This is a genomic window from Catenuloplanes nepalensis (assembly GCF_030811575.1).
Classification (GTDB): Bacteria; Actinomycetota; Actinomycetes; order Mycobacteriales; family Micromonosporaceae; genus Catenuloplanes; species Catenuloplanes nepalensis.
Genome location: NZ_JAUSRA010000001.1, coordinates 4,104,268 through 4,120,258 on the forward strand (window position 1 = coordinate 4,104,268; position 15,991 = coordinate 4,120,258).

Consider the following 15,991-nt stretch of genomic DNA (forward strand, 5'->3'; position numbering starts at 1 on the left):
GCCACGTCGCGCCAGTAGCCGTATCGGCTGAGCATCGCGGGGGCCGACGCAAGCTCGCGCAGGCGTGCCGACCAGGCGCGGAACGCCAGCGGTCGCGTCGCCGGCAGCGGCGTTCCGGCGAGGGCCGCGCGCAGGTCGGCCCAGAGGATGCCCCAGGAGACCGTGTCGACCGCCAGGTGGTGGACGACCGCGACGACCAGCGGCGAGCCGCCGTCCCCTGCCGGTATCAGGCACCAGCTCGAGTTCCGGCCCGCCCGCGGATCGAGCGTCGCAGCTGACTCTCGGATCAGCGCGCGGATCGCGGCGTCCCGGTCGTCGGCTCCGATTCGCACGAGATCGCCGGCGGGCGGCGTCTCGGCCCTCGGCGGGACCGCCAGTGACCAGTGGCCGTGGTCGCTGATCGTCAGCCGTACCCGCAGCATGGGGTGCCGGCCGAGCAGCGTCTCGACCGCGGCGGTCAGCGCGGCCAGATCCGTCCCGGGCGGCATCGTCGCCGTCGCGGACTGCACGGCGTCGCCGAGCCCGCCGCGTTCCCGCAGCCGGTGCATGATCGGCGTCAGCTCCACCGGGCCCTCTGCCTCGGGTCCGGTCTCCGCCGGTGGACGGGTCTCCGTCGCGACGAGCGGCTCGGCGACGGCCGCGAGCGCGGCCGGGCTCTGGTGCGCGAACACGTCCTTGACCCCGATCCGCAGCCCGGCCGCCCGAGCTCGGTTGACCAGCTGGATCGCGAGGATGCTGTCCCCACCGGCGGCGAAGAACCCGGTGTCCGGGTCCACGTCCGCCCGGTCCAGCACCTCCGCGAAGACGTGCCGCACCACGGCCACCGCGTCCGGCTCCCGGACCGCACCGGCCTGCGCCGTGGCCACCGGCGGCGGGACGCTGACCGCCTGATCCGGTGGCGTGACCGGGAGCGCGCGGCGGTCGAGCTTGCCGCTCGGCGTGAGCGGCAACGAGTCCAGCACGCGGATCGTGGACGGGACGAGCGCGTCCGGGACGATCGTCCCGAGCCAGGTCCGGACCGCGTCCGGGGCGAGGACGGCACCGGGCGCGGGGACGACGAAGCCGAGCAGGCGGGCATTGCCGGCCCGGTCGATGCGCGTGGTGGCCGCGGACGCGCGGACGCCGGGGTGACGTTGCAGCGCGGCCTCCACCTCGCCGAGCTCGATCCGTACCCCGCGGACCTTGACCTGGTCGTCGGCGCGGCCGAGATAGTCGACGGCGCCGTCCACCCGGCGGCGGGCCAGGTCACCGGTGCGGTAGAGGCGTTCGCCGGGCACCCGCGGGTGGGCGACGAAGCGGGTGGCGGTCAGCGCGGCCCGGCCGAGGTAGCCGGTGGCGAGCTGCACGCCGCTCAGGTACAGCTCGCCGGGCACGCCGGCGGGCGCGGGGCGGAGCCGGTGGTCGAGCACGTGCGCGCCGGTGTTCCACACCGGACGGCCGATCGGCGCGGGCGTGCGGGTGTCTGCGTCGCCGGTGCGCCACGCGGTGACGTCGACCGCGGCCTCGGTGGGACCGTAGAGGTTGTGCAGCTCCGCCGGGAGCGTCGCCCGGAACCGCGCGACCAGCCCGCCCGGCAACGCCTCACCGCTGCAGAACACGCGGCGCACGCCCTCGCACTCGCCCGCACGCGGATCGGTCAGAAAGGCACCGAGCATCGAGGGTACGAAGTGGAGCGTCGTCACCCGGTGCCGCGCGATCACGTCGACCAGGTAGCCGGGGTCGCGATGCCCGCCGGGCGCCGCGAGCACCAGCGTGGCCCCGGTGAGCAGCGGCCAGAAGAACTCCCAGACCGACACGTCGAAGCCCGCCGGCGTCTTCTGGAGCACCACGTCGCCGCCGTCCAGCGGATAGGCGTGTTGCATCCACAGCAGACGGTTGACGATCGCCCGGTGCGGGACGACCACGCCCTTCGGCCGCCCGGTCGACCCGGACGTGTAGATGACGTAGGCCGCGTCGCCCGGCGTGGCCGGCCGGCCGGGCGTGGGCGCGGCGGCCAGGCCGCGGACGGTGTCCGCGTGCAGGTGCACGACCGGCCGCGCGTCATCGAGCATCAGGGCGGTGCGCTCGGCCGGGTGGTCCGGGTCGAGCGGCAGGTAGGCGGCACCGGCCTTGTGGACGGCGTAGAGCGCGACGATCAGTTCGACCGAGCGCGGGACCTCGACCGCGACGATCGTGCCGGGTCCGGCGCCCCGGGCGCGCAGGCCCGCGGCGACGCGTGCGGCCTCGGCGTCCAGCTCGGCGTAGGTGAGGCGGCGCCCGGTGGCGTCGTCGACGAGCGCGGTGCGATCCGCGTGGCGGCCGGCCGCGGCCGCGAACAGCGCGGGCAGCGTGGTGTCCGGAACCTCGACGTCCGGCCCGTGGCCCGCGTCCCACGCCGTGCCGGGCAGCACCGGCAGGCGGGACAGCCGGCTGTGCGAGTGCTCAGGCAGTCCGGAGAGGACGGTCAGCAGGGCCTGGCTCAGCGCTTCGATGCGGCCGGCGTCGAAGAGCGCGGTGGCGTACTCGACCCGGACGTCGATGCCGTCCGCGCGCTCGGTGAACTTGACGGTCAGGTCGAACTTCGCGGTGCCGGTGTCCGCCAGCCGCGCCCGCCCGGAGACGTCGCCGAGCCGGAGCGTCTCGTCCTGCGCGTACTCGTGAATGATCATGAGCTGGAAGAGCGGGTGCCGGCCGGGCTCGCGCGGCGGGTTGAGCGCCTCCACGACCCGCTCGAACGGCAGGTCGGCGTGGGCGAACGCGGCCGCGTCGGCGCGCTGTACGCGGTCGAGCAGCGCCGCCACCGTGGGCTCGCCGGTCAGGTCCGCGCGCAGCACGACCGTGTTCAGGAAACAGCCGACGACCGCGTCCAGTGCGGGGTCGGGTCGCGCCGCGATCGGCGTACCCATGGGCAGGTCCGGTCCGGCGCCGAAGGCGTCGAGCACGATCACGGTCGCGGTGTGCAGCGCCGCGAACGTGGTCACCCCGCGGTGCCGCGCGAACTCGCGCAGCCTCGCGTGCGACCGTGCGTCGAGCACGGCCCGGTGGACGGCGCCCGCGCTCGCGGGCTCGGCCGGCCGCGCTCGGTCCCGGGCGAGCGGCACCTCCGCGGGCAGCCCGGAAAGCACCCGCCGCCAGAAGCCGAGCTGCCGCTCACCGAAGGACAGGCCATGCTCGGCCGGGCCGTCACCTGCAAGACGGTCCTCCGCGGGTGGCACGTGAATCACCTGCGCGAGAAGGGTTGCGTGCCAACGGGTGTAGTCGCGGTATCGCACGGTGAGCGGCGCGAGCGCGGGTGCGCGGCCCTCGGTGCGGGCCTCGTAGCAGGCGGCCAGGTCGCTGCGGAGCACGCCGGTCGCGGTCTGGTCGCCGGCCAGGTGGTGCAGGACCACGACGAGGGTGTCGGCATCGGGACCGCGCAGCAGCACCGCGCGCAGCGGCGGCCGGTGCGCGAGGTCGAACGGCTCGCGGACCGCCCGGTCGATCAGCGTCTCGGTCGCCGCGCCCGCGTCGTGCACGGTGAGCAGGTCGCCGGGTTCGTCGAGCACGCGCTGCCAGGGCCCGTCCGCGTCCTCCGCGACGACGGTGCGCAGCGTCTCGTGCCGGACGGCCACGTCGCGCAGCGCGGCGCGCAGCGTGTCCGCGTCCACCCGGCCGTCCAGCGTGACGACGAGCGGGATGTTGTAGACCGCGCTGCCGTCGTCCAGCCGGTCGGCGAACCAGAAGCGGCGCTGCGCCGGGGACAGCGGCGTCCGCTCGCCGGCTGATCCGCCGGTCAGTGCCGGCCGCGCGGTGCGCCGGGACTCCTCGACGGTACGGGCGAGCGCGGCCAGGGTCCGGCCGGCGAACACGGCACGCAGGTCGAGTTCGACGCCGAGCCGTGTCCGGACCAGTGTCAGCAGGCGGGCCGCGGTCAGCGAGTGCCCGCCGAGCGCGAAGAAGTCGTCGTCCACGCCGACCTCGCGCACGTCCAGCAGCTCCGCGATGATCCCGGCCAGCGTCTCCTCGACCGGCCCACGAGGCGCACGGCCGGTGGCGGTCGTCTCCGGCGCGGGCAGCGCGTGGAGGTCGAGCTTGCCGTTGAGGGTCATCGGCAGCGCGTCCAACGGCACGATCGCGGTGGGCACGAGGTAGTCGGGGAGGCGCTCCCGCAGGTAGGCGTCGAGTGCGGCGCGAGGAACGGCGTCAACCGGGACCACGTAGGCGACGAGCACGGTGCCGCCCGCGGATTCGCGCGGCACGACGACCGCGTGCGCGACGAGCGGGTGGGCGGCGAGCACGGCCTCGGTCTCGCCGGGTTCCACGCGGAAACCCCGGATCTTGACCTGGTCGTCCGCGCGACCGAGGTATTCGACGGCACCGCCGACGCGGAGCCGGACGCGGTCGCCGGTGCGGAACAGCCGGGCGCCGGGCGGCCCACACGGGTCGGCGACGAACCGGGCGGCGGTCCGGCCGGCTTGACCGGCGTACCCGCGGGCCAGGCCGGGACCGCCCACGTAGAGCTCGCCGACGCCGCCCTCGGGCACGAGCCGCAGCGCGTCGTCCAGGACGAGGGCCCGCGCACCCGCGATCGGCGCGCCCAGCACCGGCCGATCCGCGTCCCCGACGGACGCGTGCAGCGCGTCGACCGTGTACTCGGTCGGGCCGTAGGCGTTGATGCTCACCGGTGGATCGGTCATCGCGCGCAACCGGGACCAGAGCGCGGCCGGCGCGGCCTCGCCACCGAAGACGAGCACTGACGGGTGGTGTACGCCCGGGTCGAGCAGTCCGGCGTCGAGCAGGAGAGTCAGGTGGCCGGGCGTGGTGTCGACGTAGTCGATGCGCTGGTCGCGGACCAGCCGGACCAGCGCGGCCGGGTCGCGGTAGACGTCCTCGGGCACCAGCACCAGCTCGTGGCCGGCGACCATCCACAGCAGCGGGTCGAGCGCGGCGTCGAACGACAGCGGCGCGGTGTGCGCGATGCGCAGTCGGCGCCCCGCCGGCACGCGGGCCATCACGCCGTCGCGGTGGCCGGCCAGGAGCGAGGCGAGCGCGCCCTGGCTGACCTGCACGGCCTTCGGCCGCCCGGTCGAGCCGGAGGTGTAGATCGCATACGCGAGCCGCGCGTCCTCGGCCGCGCCGGATGGCAGCGCAGAATCGACAGTGCCGGACGGCACGGAGACGGCGGCAACTGCGTTGCCGGACGACACGAAGTCGGCGGGATCGGCGGTGCCGGGCGGCGCGGGAAGTGCGGTGCCAGCTGGCACGAAATCTGCTGGAACGGCGGTGCCGGGCGGCGCGGAGACGGGGAGAACCGCGATGCCGGGTGGCGGGTCGATCGGTCGAGACGCCGAGTCCGGGACGAGCATTGCGAACGGTGTCGCGTCGCGCAGCATGAAGTCGAGGCGGTCAGCGGGCTGGCTCAGGTCGAGCGGCAGCCAGGCCGCGCCCGCGCGGGCGACCGCGAGCATGGCCACCACCACGTCGGCGCTCCGTGGCAGGGCCAGCGCGATCAGGCTCTCCGGCCCGGCGCCCGCGGTGCGCAGCGCGGCCGCGAGCCGCTCCACCTCCGCGTGCAGCGCCGCGAACGTCCAGGTGCGCCCGCGGTCGTGCAGCGCGATCGCGTCCGGCGTCGTCGCGGCCTGCGCGGCGAACGCGTCCGTGAGCGATGGGCGCGGCGACGCCGGGAGCGGGCGCCCGATGGACTGTCCCCCGGCGGCGCGCGCGGACGCCGTACCCGCGAGGTCGATGCTGTCCAGTGGCCCGTCGAACGCGGCGAGGAACTCGCCGAGACTCCGCAGGAGACCGTCGGTCTCCGCGCGGCCGTAGGCGCCGGCGTTCGCGTCCAGGTCCAGCAGGAGCCCGGTGTCCGAGCGGCGGACGGAGAGCGTCAGGTCGTCGACCGGGCCGGCCGCGATGCTGTGCAGCTCCGCCACCGCGGTGCCGAAGTCGAGGCGGTAGTCGAAGTACTTCAGGTTCACGCTGGGCCCGTGGATCGGGCCGGTGCGGGCCAGGTCCTCACCGCGATAGCGCTGGTGCCGGCGGGCCGCCGCGAGCGCCGCGGCTGTCTGAGCGGTCAGTGCACCGGCGTCGGTGCCGCGCGGCACGGTCACGTGCAGCGGCAGCACGTTGGCGGCGTCGCCGGGCACGCGCAGCAGCGCACCGGCCCTGGCCGTGAACGGGATGCCCACGCTGACCTCGGGCGAGCCGGTCAGCCGGGACAGCCAGGCGGCGAACGCGGCCAGCGCGGTCTCGCCCCAGGACGCGGTCCCGGCGGACGCGAACGGCACCTCGATGCTGCTGCGGTGGAACGGCCCGGGCGGTTGCGGTCCCCGCCCGCTGAGCGTCGGCACAGCGCGTCCGGCTCCGGCCCGCTCCGCCCAGAACTCCTGGTCGGCGCGCCGGCCGGCGGACTCCCGGTAGGCGGCGTCTGCCTCGATGAGCAGCCGGTACGGCCGGAACGGGCTGTCGCCGTCCGGGAGTCCACGCGATCGGGCGCGGTAGACGTCCGCGATCCGGGCGCAGACCAGCGGCATGCTGTAGCCGTCCAGCACCAGGTGATGGGCGCGCGGGCACCACCAGTGCAGGTCCGGGCCGAGCCGCAGCAGCGTGAACTCGGCCAGCGGGTCGCGCAGCGGGTCGCGCGGCTCGGTGAACGACGCCGCGAGCCATGCGCGGGCCGCGGCGGCCGGGTCGAGCGCGCCGCTGAGGTCGACCCGGGCGGTCGGCGGCTTGAGTCCGGGAACGATGGACTGACTGACGGCTCCGTCCGTGACGTCGAAGCGGGCGCGCAGCGACTCGGCCTCGACGACGACGGTGACGGCGGCGGCCTCGAGCAGGTCGGGGTCGAGCGGGCCGCGGATCTCGGCGTAGCCGCCGATGTCGTAGGCGGTGGTGCCGGGGTGGAGCTGAAGGGCATACCAGACGCCCAGCTGGGCACCGGTCAGGGGCAGTCGCGAACCGTTGTTCTCGTTACTCACCGCAACCGCTCTCTGTTCGAGGGATGTCCGTTTTGCCGTTTCGGTCAGTCGGCGCGGTCCATCGCCTCCTGCAGGCTGCGGGGGCGCATGTCGGTCCAGTGCCGCTCCACGTAGGCGAGGCTCTCGTCCCGGCCGGACGGGCCGAAAACGGTCTGCCAGCCGGCCGGGACCTCGGCGAACTCGGGCCAGAGGGAATGTTGTCCCTCGTCGTTCACGAGCACCAGGAATACGCCGTTCTCGTCATCGAACGGATTCGTCATCGCGATTTCTCCAATTCGCAGGAACGATTTACCGGGCGGCGACGGCGCCGTCGGCCAGCTCGGGCCGGCCGGGCACCGGCTCGGACGGTGACGCGCCGAGCGCCACGATCCGGTTGCCCTCGTCGACGTGCACGACCCGCGGTGCGTGACCGGCCAGCTCGGCCTCGGACAGCATCGCGTAGGTGATGACGATGACCAGGTCACCGGGGTGCACGAGGTGCGCGGCGGCACCGTTGACGCCGATCACGCCGCTGCCCGCGGGGCCGGTGATGGCGTAGGTCTCCAGGCGTGCGCCGTTGGTGATGTCGACGACCTGGACGCGCTCGCCCTCGACGATGTCGGCCGCCTTCATCAGGTCGGCGTCGATGGTCAGCGATCCCACATAATGCAGGTCGGCCTGGGTGACGGTGGCGCGATGAATCTTTCCGTTGAGCACGATGCGCTGCACTTCGTCTCCTGTCGTGATGAATTGGCGCGTGAACGCCGATCGATGCGTTCGGCGGGCACACGTCATCGGCCCGTACGCGGCGGTAAGGCCCCGTACCGGCTGCCACTGGTGGATCCAGCACCTCGCAGACGAGGAGGAAGATGCCCGACGGCGGATCACATCCGTCGATTCCCCCGGAACTTAGGCTAGGCTAACCATGGTCACCCGGTCCCGCAAGGTCTTGATCACCATGCGTGTGCCACACCACGCATCGCCACCGATACCACCAGCGACGATGAACGATCGACGACGTGGCGAAACCGATTTCTCACCCGGGCGGCCCCGCGTTTCGGAACACTGTGACCGGTGACCTCGATGAAGCGGCTCAATCGCGCCACGCTCGCCCGCCAACTGCTGCTCGCGCGCGAACCGCTGTCCACGGCGGACGGCGTCCGCCGTGTCGTCGCACTGCAGGCCCAGTCGCCCGCGTCGCCGTACCTGGCACTGTGGAACCGGCTGTCCGGCTTCGACCCGGCCGCGCTCGACGCCGCGTTCGCCGACGGCACCGTGGTGCGGGCCACGCTGGTCCGGATGACACTGCACGCGGTGCACGCGGAGGACTGGCCGATCCTGCACGGCGCGATGGCGCCCCGGTTGCGCGACGGCCGACTCCACGACAACCGGTACACGGGCACCGGCCTGTCCGATGCGGACGGCGACGCGCTGCTGCCCGCGCTGGCCGAGTTCGCCGGGACGCCGCGCACCGGTGCGGACATCGAGGCGATGCTGGCGGAGCGGTCCGGCGCGCCCGGCCGGTGGGTGTGGTGGGCGCTGCGCACGTTCGCCCCGCTACGGCACGTGCCCACCGGCGGCCCGTGGGCGTACGGTCCGCCGCCCGCCACCTACGTCGCCGCCGCGGGCTCCCGGCCGCACGAGGAGGCGGTGCAGGACCTCGTACTCCGCTATCTGCAGGGGTTCGGGCCCGCCACGATGCAGGACATCGGGCAGTTCAGCCTGATGACTCAGTCAGCGATCCGGCGCGCCGTGGCCGGGCTCGGCGACCGGCTGATCCGGCTGGACGGCCGGCTGCTGGACGTGCCGGGCGGCGTGCTCCCGGACGAGGACACGATCGCGCCACCCCGGCTGCTGCCGATGTGGGACAGCATCCTGCTCGCCTACGCCGACCGCAGCCGCGTCGTACCACCGGCGTACCGCCCGGTGATCTTCCGCCGGAACGGCGACGTCCTCCCCGCCGTGCTGGTCGACGGGCAGGTCGCCGGCGTGTGGCGGGCCACCGGCGAGGGCGTCGAGATCACCGCGTTCCACCCGCTGGACGACGCGACCTGGCACGACCTGGAGACCGAGGCGCGGTCCCTGCTCGCCTTCCTCGCCGGCCGCGAACCGCTCGTCTACCGCCGGTACGGCCACTGGTGGGCGAAGGACCTGCCGGCCGCCGAGGTGCGAACCGTAGGTCACTGACCTTTCGACGTCGGGGTGAGCCGCCGGCCGATCACGACCCAGGCGTCATTGAAGTCGTTCCGACGACTTCAATGACGCCTGGATCACCGGAGAACCGCCGCCCGGTGACCCTGACACCGGAATCCGGGTGGAGCGCGGGCCCGCCCGGCTTGCGGTCATCGGCTCCTTCCGCCGATCCAACCCATCCGCCGGTACGGAGCGGAGGGCGCGCCCGTCACGTGGACTCCCGCCGGATGACGATGGACGGATTCGGTGGGACGGCGCCGGTGTCCAGTCCGAGCGCTGCTCGGCCGGCCCGGCGGCCGTAACCGGCGGCATCGATGTGGACGGTGGTCAGCGCCGGCGTCCACAACTCGCCGTGTGGCGCGTCATCGAAGCCGATGACGGCGAGATCCTCCGGCGCGCGGAGTCCCTGATCAGCAAGCGCGGCCAGCACCCGAAGCGCCGTGTCGTCGTCGAACGCGGCCACCGCGGTCGGCCCGGCCGGCTCCACCACCACCGCCGGCCCAGCCGACTCCACCACCGCCGCCGGCCCAGCCGACTCCACCACCGCGGCCGGCGCAGGCAGACCGGCCGGCTTACTGACCTTTCGGCGTCGGGGCGAGCCGTCGGCCAACGATGATCCAGGCAAACCGCCGCCCGGTGATCCAGGCGCCGGAGGCTCGGTGGGCGGCGCGGCTGGCGTAGGCGGGCCGGCTGACGCGGACACCGCGGGCGTCGTCGGCGCGGAGCCCGCGGACAGCAGGGCTCGCAGACGGATGCCGTTGTCCGCGCGATCGGTGCCGAGTTGCAGCGTCTCCAGTGGTGGAAGGCCGCGCTCTCCGGCGGCGGCCCGCGCGTGCCGGAGGCGCAGTGCGGCGAACCGGGCCAGGGCCGGATCCGGAGGCAACGCGAAGACGATGCGGCGGTGACCCCGGTCGGCGAGGTAGGCGATCTGGGTGTCGGCGTGCGCCGCCATACCGTCGTGCCAGCCGCCGTCACGCAGGTCGGACTCGTCGTCGGCGTAGATGCGCTGCAAGTCGATCACGGCGCGCGGATTCGCGGCATCGACGACGCGCCGCAGCGCCGCCCCCGGCGCATCGGGCGGCACCGTCCTGCCGACCGGCGCATCGGTGGTCCAAGCCGCCGTACCGACCGCGGCGGCGCCGTGGCCACCGGCGGTGCTCGGCGCGCCGTCGGCCGCGCCGCCATCCGGCCGGGCCGCGCCGTCGGTCGCCGCGCCACCGGCCGCCACGCCACCGGCCGCCACGCCACCGGCCGCCACGCCACCGGCCGCCACGCCATCGGCCTCCGCGTCATCGGCCTCCGCGTCATCGGCCGCCGCGCCGTAACGGACGAGCAGGGTATGGCCGTGCGCGGCCAACTCGGCGTCGAGGCCGGTGATGAAGCTCTGCAGGCTTCCGCCCGGCCGCAGCCGGCCCGCGTTGAGCAGGACGATGCGGGAGGCGCCTTCGCGCAGCGCGCGGGCGATGCCGTGCGGGACGTAGCCGAGCGCGGTCGCGGCCTGCCGGACGCGGGCGCGCGTCTCCGCCGGGATGGTCTGGCCCGGTGTCGCGTTGAGCACGAAGCTCACCGTCGCGGCCGAGACGCCGCTGGCGCGTGCGACGTCCTTGAGCGTGACCCTCGGCAAAAGTCGCCCTCCCGATCGTTTCGCGGAAATGTAGCGTACCCTCTCGTCACTAATTCGATTTAGTGGAGGTGAGGGTCATGCGTAGCGTTCTGGTGACCGGGCCGGGCACGACCGAGGTCCGCGAGGTGCCGCGGCCGGAGTGCGGCGACGACGACGTCCTGATCGCGGTCAAGGCCTGCGGCATCTGCGGGTCCGACGCGATGTACACCGCGGTCGGCGGCATTCCGCCACGGCAGGGCGCCACGCCGCTCGGGCACGAGCCGGCCGGCGAGGTCGTCGCCGTGGGCCGGAACGTCACCGGCATCGGCGAGGGTGACCACGTGGTGGTCAACCCGATGGCCGCGATCGACGGCATCATCGGCAGCGGCGGTGCGCAGGGCGCGCTCTCCGACCTGATCGTGATCAGGGAGGCGCGGGCCGGCGTGCATCTGCGCGTCATTCCGCCGCACGTGCCGTGGGAGGTCGCGGCGCTGAACGAGCCGATGGCAGTGGCCCGGCACGCGGTCAACCGGACGAGCCCGAAGCCAGGCGACACCGCGGTGGTCTTCGGAGCCGGGCCGATCGGTCTCGGCGCGGTGATCAGCCTGAAGCTCGCGGGTGCCGCGCACGTCGTGGCCGTCGACCTCGTGCCGAACCGGCTGGAGAAGGCGCTCGCGGTCGGCGCGGACGCGGTGATCAACTCTGCCGAGGAGGACGTGGCGGCACGGCTGGCCGAGCTGCACGGGACCGCACGGGCCGGCCTGGTCTCCGGGGCCAAACCCGGCACCGACATCTACCTGGACGCGGCCGGCGCGCCCGCCGTGCTGGAGACCGCGCTGGCGAGTGCGAAGCACGGCGCCACGCTCGGCATCGTCGCCGTGCACAAACGGCCGGCGAGTGTCGACTTCGGACGCCTGCTGACCACGGAGCTGACCATCGTGCTGTCCATGGGCTACCCCAGCGAGATCTTCGAGGTGACCGACGACCTGATCGCGAACTGGGAGAAGTACGCGCTGATCGTCAGCGACACCGTTCCGTTCGGCCGGGTGCGGGAGGCGTTGACGCTGGCCGCCACGCCCGGCGCGGCCGAGAAGGTCGTCGTCACTTTCTGAAACGATCAAAACCAGCGGCTGATACGAGCCGACGTGCGCCCGCGGGCCAGAATATGGGGTCCGGCCTGCGGGTTAGCACGATCTACGCGTTGATACCGGTGAACGTGCGGAGTTTGGCGACCCGGTGGGTGAAGCGGGCGCGGTAGGCGGAGGCGCTCATGCCGTAGTGGGCGCGGAAGCGGCGGGCGAAGTAGTTCGGGTCGGGCCAGCCGACCATCTCGCCGATCCGGCTGATCGCGGCGTCGGAGTGCAGCAGCCGGTCGGCCGCGATCTCCACCCGGTGCCGGTTCAGGTAGGCCATCGGCGGCAGGCCGGTCGCGGTCTTGAACACCCGGACCAGGTGGCCGGGGGTCAGGTGCAGCTCGTCCGCGAGCGCGGTGAGACTCCACGCGTACGCCGGGCGCTCCTCCAGCAGGTGCATCGCGCGGGTGACGGCCGGGTGGGTGCGGCCGGGCGCGGCACCGACGTCGAAGATCGACCGGGCCAGGTGGCTGAGCAGCAGTGTGAGCCGGCCGATGATGTCGCCGCGGTGCACCGCGACCGGCCGCGCGCGGAGCCGGTCGAGCGCGTCCAGGTGGGCCAGCGACTCGGTCAGCGCGTCACCGGTCAGCCGGGTGGTGAGGATGCCGCGGCGCCGGTCGGAGTACGGCCCGGTCCACAGCAGGTAGCCGAGCATCGGGTCGCCGCGCATCCAGGCCAGCTCCCGCCGCAGCAGCTCGGTGGAGAAGCAGCAGTTGTAGAGGTCCAGGCCACGGCACTCCTCGTAGCCGTGCCAGACGCCGGGCCGGAGCAGGATCGTGTCGCCGACCTCGAGTTTCCGGCGCCCGGCCAGGCTGTGGTGGACGCCGGAGCCACCGACCACGACCGCGATCTCCACGAAGCTGTGCGTGTGCGTCTCGTGCACGCCTTCGTGCAGGTAGTGGCCCGCGTAGGCGACCGAGCCGTCGTTGAAGTGCAGCATCGCGTGGGCGTTGCCCACGGGCGGCGTCGACATGGGCAGACGATAGGCCCGATGCGCATTCCGTGCTAGAGGCAGCGCATTGCGGGCTATGTCGTGGGTCACGTCCGGCCGGAGGATCGACGCAGGCGAAACCTCGCCGTAACAGCGTTTCAGCGCTCGTGAATCGTTACACGATCCGGGGAGTGTCATGGACCCGTCCGCCGTCCGCTTCGAGCACCACGCCGGCCCCGTCCTCGGCATCGGCACCGCCACGCCCCGGCTCTCCTGGCAACTTCCCAAGGATCAGGAGCGGCAGCGGGGGTACGAGGTGCGCGTCACCGTCGGCGGCCGGACCGAGACCTTCGCCCGCGACGACGACGGGCACGTGCTGGTGCCGTGGCCCGGCGCGCCGCTGCGATCCCGGGAGCGGGCCGAGGTGGCGGTCCGGGTGCGGGACGCCGCCGGCGACTGGAGTCCGTGGAGCCCGCCGAACACGGTCGAGGCCGGCCTGCTCACGCCGGACGACTGGTCGGCTCGGTTCATCAGCCCACGCACCGGCCTGGACGACCCGTCCCCGATCCTGTCCGCCACGATCGGCATCCCCGCCGGCCGGACCGGCGCGGGCAGCAACGCCACAGGCGAGATCGGCACGGGCAGCACCGCCGACGGAACCGACGCGGGCAGCAACGCCACGGGCGAGATCGGCACGGGCAGCACCGCCGACGAAACCGACGCGGGCAGCAACGCCACAGGCGAGATCGACACGGGCAGCACCGCCGACGAAACCGACGCGGGCAGCAACGCCACGGGCGAGATCGGCACGGGCGGCACCGCCGGCGACGTCGACGCGGGTCTCAGCGCTGCGGGTGGGATCGTCTCGGCGCGGCTCTACATCACGGCCGAAGGGCTCTACGAGGCGTCGATCAACGGTGCCCGGGTCGGGGACGCGCTGCTCACGCCGGGGTGGACCGCCTACCGGCACCGGCTGCGATACCAGACCTACGACGTGACCGCGCTGCTGCACGACGGCGAGAACCGGCTCGACGTGCAGCTCGGCAACGGCTGGTGGCGCGGGCACCTCGGGTTCCGGCACGAGCGCGCGCTCTACGGTGACCGGCTCGCGCTGCTCGCCCAGCTGGAGATCACGCACGCGGACGGCAGCACGCGCACGCTGGTCACGGACGCGTCCTGGACCGCCCGGACCGGCACGATCGTCACCGATGATCTCTACGACGGCCAGCGCACGGACCTCACCCGTACCCGCGGAGAGGTTGTCGCTCTTGATCTGGCCGACGGTGATCTGGGGCGGCTGGTCGCGCCGGACGGGCCGGCCGTGCGCGTCACCGAGATCGTCCGGGCCGTGGAGATCAGCACGTCGCCGAGCGGTGCCACGCTCGTCGACTTCGGCCAGAACCTGGTCGGCTGGGTCCGGCTCACCGTGCGCGGTCACGAGGCCGGTCACGAGATCCGGGTGCGGCACGCGGAGGTGCTGGAGCACGGCGAGCTGGGCGTCCGGCCGCTGCGGACCGCGAAGGCCACGGACACCTGGGTGCTGGCCGGACCGGATGAAACGATTCTCGCGCCGTCGCTCACGTTTCACGGCTTCCGCTACGCGGAGGTGACCGGCGTCGACGGCCTGCGGATCGACGACGTCCAGGCGGTCGTGGCCGGTACCGACCTGATGCGGATCGGCTGGTTCGGATCGTCCCACGAGCTGCTGAACCGTTTTCACGAGAACGTGGTCTGGAGCATGCGCGGCAACTTCCTGGACGTGCCGACCGACTGCCCGCAGCGCAACGAGCGGCTCGGCTGGACCGGCGACATCCAGGTCTTCTCCCCCACCGCGAACTTCCTGTTCGACAGCGCCGGGTTCCTCACCTCCTGGCTCGCCGACCTGGCCGCCGAGCAGCACAAGGACGGTTCCGTGCCGTACGTGATCCCGGACGTGCTGCGCGATGCCGCCCCGGCCACGGCCGCGTGGGGCGACGCCGCCGTGATCGTGCCCTGGGTGGTCCACCAGCGCACCGGCGACCTGGAGCTGCTGCGCCGCCAGCTGCCCAGCATGCGCGGCTGGGTGGACCGGATGGCCGGGCTGGCCGGCGACGATCTGCTGTGGACCGGAGGCTTCCAGTTCGGTGACTGGCTCGACCCGTCCGCGCCGCCGGACGAGCCGGCCGCGGCCAAGGCCGACCCGGACGTGGTCGCGACCGCGCACCTGGCCCGCTCCGCCGAACTGACCGCTCAGGCAGCCGCGCTGACCGGCGACCCGGAGACGGCCCGGCAGTACGCCGCGCTGGCGGGGCGAGTCCGGGCCGCGTTCGCGGCCGAGTACACCACCCCGTCCGGCCGCGTGCTCAGCGACGCGCCCACGGTCTACGCGCTGGCGCTGCGCTGGGCGCTGCTGCCGGACGAGGAGCAGCGCCGCCGGGCCGGTCGCCGGCTGGCCGATCTGGTGCGCACGTCCGGGTTCCGGATCAGCACCGGGTTCGTCGGCACGCCGCTGATGGCGGACGCGCTGACCGAGGCGGGCGAGCCGGAGCTGGCCTATCGGCTGCTGCTGCAGACCGGCTGCCCGAGCTGGCTCTACCCGGTGACGATGGGCGCGACCACGGTCTGGGAGCGGTGGGACAGCATGCTGCCGGACGGCAGCATCAACCCGGGCGAGATGACGTCGTTCAACCACTACGCGCTCGGCGCGGTCGCGGACTGGCTGCACCGGACCGTGGCCGGGCTGGCACCGGGCGCGCCCGGCTACCGCGAGCTGCTGATCCGGCCGGTCCCGACCGCGGAGCTGAGCTTCGCCTGGGCGCGGCACCACACGGCGTACGGCTTGGCCTACGCCGGCTGGGAGCGCGAGGACGGACTGCTCACGCTGCGGATCGAGGTTCCGGCCGGCACCACCGCCACCGTGCACGTGCCCGGCGTCGCGCGCCCGCTCACCACCGGTCCGGGCCACCACGAGTGGACCGTCCCGGATCCCGTCGTCGAGCCGCGCGCGCCGGAGACGATCCGCGCGCTGATGGACCACGTTCCGCTGTGGACGGAGGTGGTCACGGCCGCGGTCGTGGCCGGCGTCGCCGACGACGACGCGCATCTGGCCCGGCTGCTCGCCCCCTACCTCGACCGGCCGGTGTCGGAGCTGTCCGACGCCGCCACCGCGTACGGGTTCGCACCCGGCGCGGACCTGCTGCGCGCCCGCCTGGACGCGCTGCTCAATTGATCCCGCAAG

8 protein-coding genes (1 of these 8 cut by a window edge) are annotated in these 15,991 nt (G+C 73.8%); 3 read left to right on the forward strand and 5 right to left on the reverse strand.

Annotated features, from left to right (window positions below):
* The 3 genes in view from J2S43_RS17545 to panD are tightly spaced (at most 44 nt apart) and all read right to left on the reverse strand, a layout consistent with a single transcriptional unit that may run on beyond the window.
* Positions 1-6,935, reverse strand: partial view of a non-ribosomal peptide synthetase gene (locus J2S43_RS17545; RefSeq protein WP_306830493.1) — the 5' portion only. Its footprint begins 4,099 nt before the window's first position; the window shows 6,935 of its 11,034 coding nt (coding positions 1-6,935); it begins with the start codon at positions 6,933-6,935; its stop codon lies off the left edge, out of view.
* A gap of 44 nt (positions 6,936-6,979) precedes the next feature.
* On the reverse strand, positions 6,980-7,195 hold the full coding sequence (locus J2S43_RS17550; protein WP_306830495.1) for an MbtH family protein: 216 nt from the start codon (positions 7,193-7,195) through the stop codon (positions 6,980-6,982).
* A 28-nt stretch (positions 7,196-7,223) separates the two neighbouring features.
* On the reverse strand, positions 7,224-7,643 hold the full coding sequence (gene panD / locus J2S43_RS17555) for an aspartate 1-decarboxylase (RefSeq protein WP_306830496.1): 420 nt from the start codon (positions 7,641-7,643) through the stop codon (positions 7,224-7,226).
* A 354-nt stretch (positions 7,644-7,997) separates the two neighbouring features.
* On the opposite strand from panD, the gene J2S43_RS17560 reads away from it, so the two are divergent.
* Positions 7,998-9,101 carry a winged helix DNA-binding domain-containing protein gene (locus J2S43_RS17560; protein WP_306839323.1) on the forward strand — a complete coding sequence of 368 codons (1,104 nt, stop codon included), beginning with the start codon at positions 7,998-8,000 and terminating at the stop codon, positions 9,099-9,101.
* 214 nt (positions 9,102-9,315) lie between these two features.
* Here J2S43_RS17560 and J2S43_RS17565 read toward each other — a convergent pair whose 3' ends face one another.
* Positions 9,316-10,731 carry a LacI family DNA-binding transcriptional regulator gene (locus J2S43_RS17565; protein WP_306830498.1) on the reverse strand — a complete coding sequence of 472 codons (1,416 nt, stop codon included), beginning with the start codon at positions 10,729-10,731 and terminating at the stop codon, positions 9,316-9,318.
* A gap of 77 nt (positions 10,732-10,808) precedes the next feature.
* Here J2S43_RS17565 and J2S43_RS17570 point away from each other — a divergent pair, with 77 nt between their 5' ends.
* Positions 10,809-11,822: a zinc-dependent alcohol dehydrogenase gene (locus tag J2S43_RS17570; protein WP_306830499.1), complete on the forward strand. Its 1,014-nt coding sequence runs from the start codon at positions 10,809-10,811 to the stop codon at positions 11,820-11,822.
* Positions 11,823-11,904: 82 nt separating this feature from the next.
* Here the strand turns inward: J2S43_RS17570 and J2S43_RS17575 are convergent, their stop codons facing one another.
* Positions 11,905-12,816, reverse strand: a complete 912-nt coding sequence (locus J2S43_RS17575) for an AraC family transcriptional regulator (protein WP_306830501.1) — start codon at positions 12,814-12,816, stop codon at positions 11,905-11,907.
* A 154-nt stretch (positions 12,817-12,970) separates the two neighbouring features.
* Between J2S43_RS17575 and J2S43_RS17580 the strand changes: the two genes are divergently transcribed.
* On the forward strand, positions 12,971-15,982 hold the full coding sequence (locus J2S43_RS17580; protein ID WP_306830503.1) for a family 78 glycoside hydrolase catalytic domain: 3,012 nt from the start codon (positions 12,971-12,973) through the stop codon (positions 15,980-15,982).
* The last annotated feature ends 9 nt before the right edge of the window (positions 15,983-15,991 follow it).